The 3,659-nt window shown below is 71.4% G+C and carries 5 protein-coding genes and 1 pseudogene; all 6 read left to right on the forward strand.

The genetic code is table 11. The features are described from left to right. Positions 1-39 precede the first annotated feature (39 nt). Positions 40-255, forward strand: a pseudogene (locus B9S61_RS43020) (DNA cytosine methyltransferase); the annotation flags it as partial. Continuing rightward, positions 239-805, forward strand: coding sequence for a hypothetical protein (locus B9S61_RS43025; RefSeq protein WP_258040046.1), 567 nt, complete (start codon positions 239-241; stop codon positions 803-805). The pseudogene B9S61_RS43020 and the gene B9S61_RS43025, both read left to right, overlap by 17 nt. 23 nt (positions 806-828) lie before the next feature. Beyond that, a complete protein-coding gene (locus B9S61_RS43030) occupies positions 829-969 on the forward strand; it encodes a hypothetical protein (protein ID WP_258040049.1) in 141 nt (46 codons plus the stop codon). Between the two features lie 31 nt (positions 970-1,000). Continuing rightward, a complete protein-coding gene (locus B9S61_RS36380) occupies positions 1,001-1,318 on the forward strand; it encodes a hypothetical protein (protein ID WP_103545995.1) in 318 nt (105 codons plus the stop codon). Between the two features lie 11 nt (positions 1,319-1,329). Then, on the forward strand, positions 1,330-1,578 hold the full coding sequence (locus B9S61_RS36385; protein WP_258040048.1) for a hypothetical protein: 249 nt from the start codon (positions 1,330-1,332) through the stop codon (positions 1,576-1,578). Positions 1,579-1,679: 101 nt separating this feature from the next. Further along, the coding region (locus B9S61_RS36390) for an FtsK/SpoIIIE domain-containing protein (RefSeq protein ID WP_103545997.1) at positions 1,680-3,659 on the forward strand (1,980 nt) is incomplete at its 3' end.

Below are 3,659 nucleotides of genomic sequence, written 5' to 3' on the forward strand. Positions count from 1 at the left end.
ACCGCCGTCGACTTCGCGCGCGTCGGGCCGGTCGATGTGGTGTGCGGCGGCTATCCGTGCCAGCCGTTCAGTTCCGCCGGCAAGAGGAAGGGGACCGCTGATGAGCGGCACATCTGGCCCGACATCGCCCGTGCCCTTGGGGTTCTACGACCCCGTCTCGCGGTGTTTGAGAACGTCGCAGGGCACCTTTCTCTCGGATTCGACACCGTGCTTGGAGACCTTGCCGCCCTCGGGTTCGATGCGCGGTGGTGCACTCTTCGCGCATCTGACGTGGGAGCGGCTCACCAGCGCAAACGGCTGTTCGTCCTCGCCTGGCCTGCCGACTCCGGCGGCACGGGACTTCAAGGGTGGTGGGCAGCGCGGGCAGCTTCCGACCGCCGTCGGCTTGCTGCTGCCGACCCCGTCGACCTCGGAGAACACCGGAGCCGGGCACGCGGCGCAGGGCGGGATGAATCTGCGGCACGTCGTCTCGCTGCTGCCCACCCCGCGCGCGTCGGAGAACGAGAACCGGCAGACCAAACGCAGCCCCTCGCAGGAAGCGGGCACGCACGGCAAGAGCCTGGCCGCCGAGATGGGCTCGCTCCTGCCGACCCCGAGGGCCACGGACGGCACGAAGGGCGCGGTCTCGCGCACGGAAGCGACGGACCGGCGGGTCCGGTCGGGCAGGGCGAACCTGCCCGAGACGGCGGTGAGCACGTTCCCGGCGGAGCCGTCGAATGGGGCGAGTACGCCGAAGCGGTCACGCGGTGGGAAACGGTCCTCCAGCGCCCCGCCCCCGGGCCAGTTGACGCTCTGGGACGGCTGAGCCCCGCCTTCGTCGAATGGCTCATGGGCCTGCCCGCCGGACACGTCACCGCCGTCCCCGGCCTGTCCCGCTCCGCACAGCTCAAAGCGCTGGGCAACGGCGTGGTCCCCCAACAGGCCGTTGCCGCGCTGCGCTTCCTCGCGCCCGCCGCCCTCCCCGCCTGACCATCCCGAACCCTTCGAGGAGTAGCCGACCATGAGCAACGCTGATCTGCGTCGTCTGGACCGTGAGATCCGGGTGACTACCAAGAAGCTGGAAGCCGTGCGGCGCGGTGAGTTGTGGCCGCTGAACGGCCGTGAGCGCCGCGCCATGGCCCGCGCCGTCACCGGCGGCGCCTACCGCACCCTGCGGGGCCGCAGCACCGGCCGCGCAGAAGAGCGGATCGACTCCACCGGTTCCGCCGCCGAGATGCGGCTGACCGCGGAACTGTCCGCCCTGCACGGCGAGCGACAGCGCATCGTCACCGAGACCGCCCGGACCAAGGCCGCCAAGAAGTCCTCCGGCTGGTGGTGACCATGGCGCCCGTGACCGGTCGTTGCCGGTCCGCTCACCCCGACGACCCCACCCCGTGTGTGGGCCCGGTCGCGGTGACCGTGCTGGACTCGGTGGGCGGCGGGGCGGACGGGTGCGAGCACCACGCCGCCCGGCTGCTGGCCTCCCTCGACGGGGGCCGCGTCTACCCGCTGCCCGACACGCCGGCCGGTGCCGCGATCCGCGTGTTCACCGCCGCCGCAACCCTCCGCCCGTTCTGCTGGGCCGTCGGCCCGCACTGACCCCCGCATCGTCGCCCCGCACCCGTCCCGGTGCGGGGCGACGGCGTGTCTCACCCTCATTTTCCCGCCCCGGGCAAGGGGCAGTCAGGAGACGTTCCGTCATGAGCGACAACGTCGTTCACCTGCACAAGCACACCGACCCGCCCACCGGCGACACGGCGCCGACGGTGCTCACCGTGGTGCCGGACGCGCCGCCCGCCCCGCCGGTGCCCTTGTGGATGCGCTCCGGGCGCGCGGTGAAGCACGCGGTCACGCACGAGCGCACCCGGTCGGCCGGTCGCGCTGCGGTGCGGCACGGTCTGTACACGTTCAACGGTGGGCGGATCGTGGCCCGTCGGGCGTGGGACGGCCGTACCGGTTCGCGGTATGAGCGGATGATCCGGGCGGCGGAAGCCGCGGGGAACCTGGAAGCTGCGGAGGAGTGGGAGGAGCGGTTGCAGCGCTTCCGCGCCGCCCGCCACCACCGCCGCATGGACCTGCTGCACTCCCCCACGGAGGCCGCCAAGGGCGTAGCCGTGGGTGCCGGCATGAGCGTCGGTGTGCTGGTCGCCCTCGGTATCGTCATGGCCATCAACTCCGGCGACGCCGCCGATGTCGTCACGCCGTTGTCGGCGACAGTCGACTTCATCGCCCTGCTCATCCGCATCGTGCAGGTGGTGTGGGGCCCGCTGGTCTCGATCGGCCCGTTCCTCGCGCTGCTGGCCCTGTGGTCGGTCGGTCGCAAGCAGCATGCCGCACCCCAGTGGGCACTGCCCGCGAACGTCCGGTCGGGTGAGGGGGAGCCGATCACGCCGTCGATCGTGGTCAAGGCCCTGCGCGACCTCGGAGTGCCCGCCCTGGCGCGGGCCATCAAGGAGATGGGGGACGCCGGCGCGAGCATGCTCGGGCCGATCACGATCGCCGGATGCGGTGTCGAGGTGGACGTGACCCTTCCCTCGGGAGTGTCGACCAACGAGGTACAGGGCAAGCGCCGCAAGCTCGCCGAGAACCTCACCCGGCACGAACACGAAGTGTTCATCACCATCCCCCAGGCGGCCCGCACCGTGCGCCTGTGGATCGCCGACGCCGGCGCCCTGGACGAGCCGATCGGCCCCTCCCCGCTGGTCACCGACGAGACGATGACCGCCGACTACGCCAAGGGAAAGGCGCCGTGGGGGCAGGACCTGCGCGGGGACGCCGCCGCCTTGTCCCTGTATCAGCGCCACCTGCTCATCACCGGTCTGTCCAACCAGGGCAAGACCGTGGCCCTGCGCTCGCTCGCCCTGTGGCTCGCGCTGGATCGGTCGGTGCAGTTCCTCGTGGGCGACCTCAAGGGCGTGGGGGACTGGGCCATGTTCGACGGCCTGGCCACGACCCTGATCCAGGGGCCGACGGATGAGCACGTGATCCAGGTGACCGAGATGGTGGAAGGTGCGGTGGATGAGATGAACCGCCGGCTCCAGGCCCCACCCGGCACCACCTTCCCGCCGCTCATCGTGCTCGTGGATGAGGCGCAGATGGCGTTCATGTGCCCGGTCAAGGATGAGGACAAGCGCCCCTACGGCGGGTCCAAGGCGAACAGCCGCTACTACATGGCCGTCCGCAAGATTCACAATCAGGGCCGTGTGGTGAACGTGCTGATGTGGCAGGGCACTCAGGACCCGACCAACGAGAACCTGCCCAAGCTCGTGCGCGAGGGCGCCCACACCCGCGCCTCCCTCGCCCTCGGCACCGAGTCACAGGCCCGCATGGCGCTCGGGGACAAGGCCATCGACGGCGGCGCCGCCCCCAACCTGCTCCGGCCCGGCCTGGACCGCGGAACGCTCGTCGTCGCCTCCGACGGCATCACGATCCCGGCCGGACAGTCGTCCATCACGGTGCGCACGCACTACATCGACGACGACGCAGCCACCGCCATCACTAACCGGGCCAAGGCCCTGCGCGACGGCGTCACCACCCTGCACGCCATCGACCGGACCACCGAGCACGACCCGCTGGCCGACATCGCGGCCGTCGTCGGCGACGCGGCCCGCGTCCGCACCAAGGACGTGTTGGCGCGGCTCGCCACCCGGAACCCGGGCGCCTACGGCGAGTGGTCGTTC

The sequence above is a fragment of the Streptomyces sp. SM1 genome, assembly GCF_002910825.1.
GTDB lineage: Bacteria > Actinomycetota > Actinomycetes > Streptomycetales > Streptomycetaceae > Streptomyces > Streptomyces okerensis.

Coding starts and splice junctions, on each gene's coding strand:
- B9S61_RS43025 (WP_258040046.1), top strand. CDS start 239: ATGCGCGGTGGTGCACTCTTCGCGCATCTGACGTGGGAGCGGCTCACC.
- B9S61_RS43030 (WP_258040049.1), top strand. CDS start 829: ATGGGCCTGCCCGCCGGACACGTCACCGCCGTCCCCGGCCTGTCCCGC.
- B9S61_RS36380 (WP_103545995.1), top strand. CDS start 1,001: ATGAGCAACGCTGATCTGCGTCGTCTGGACCGTGAGATCCGGGTGACT.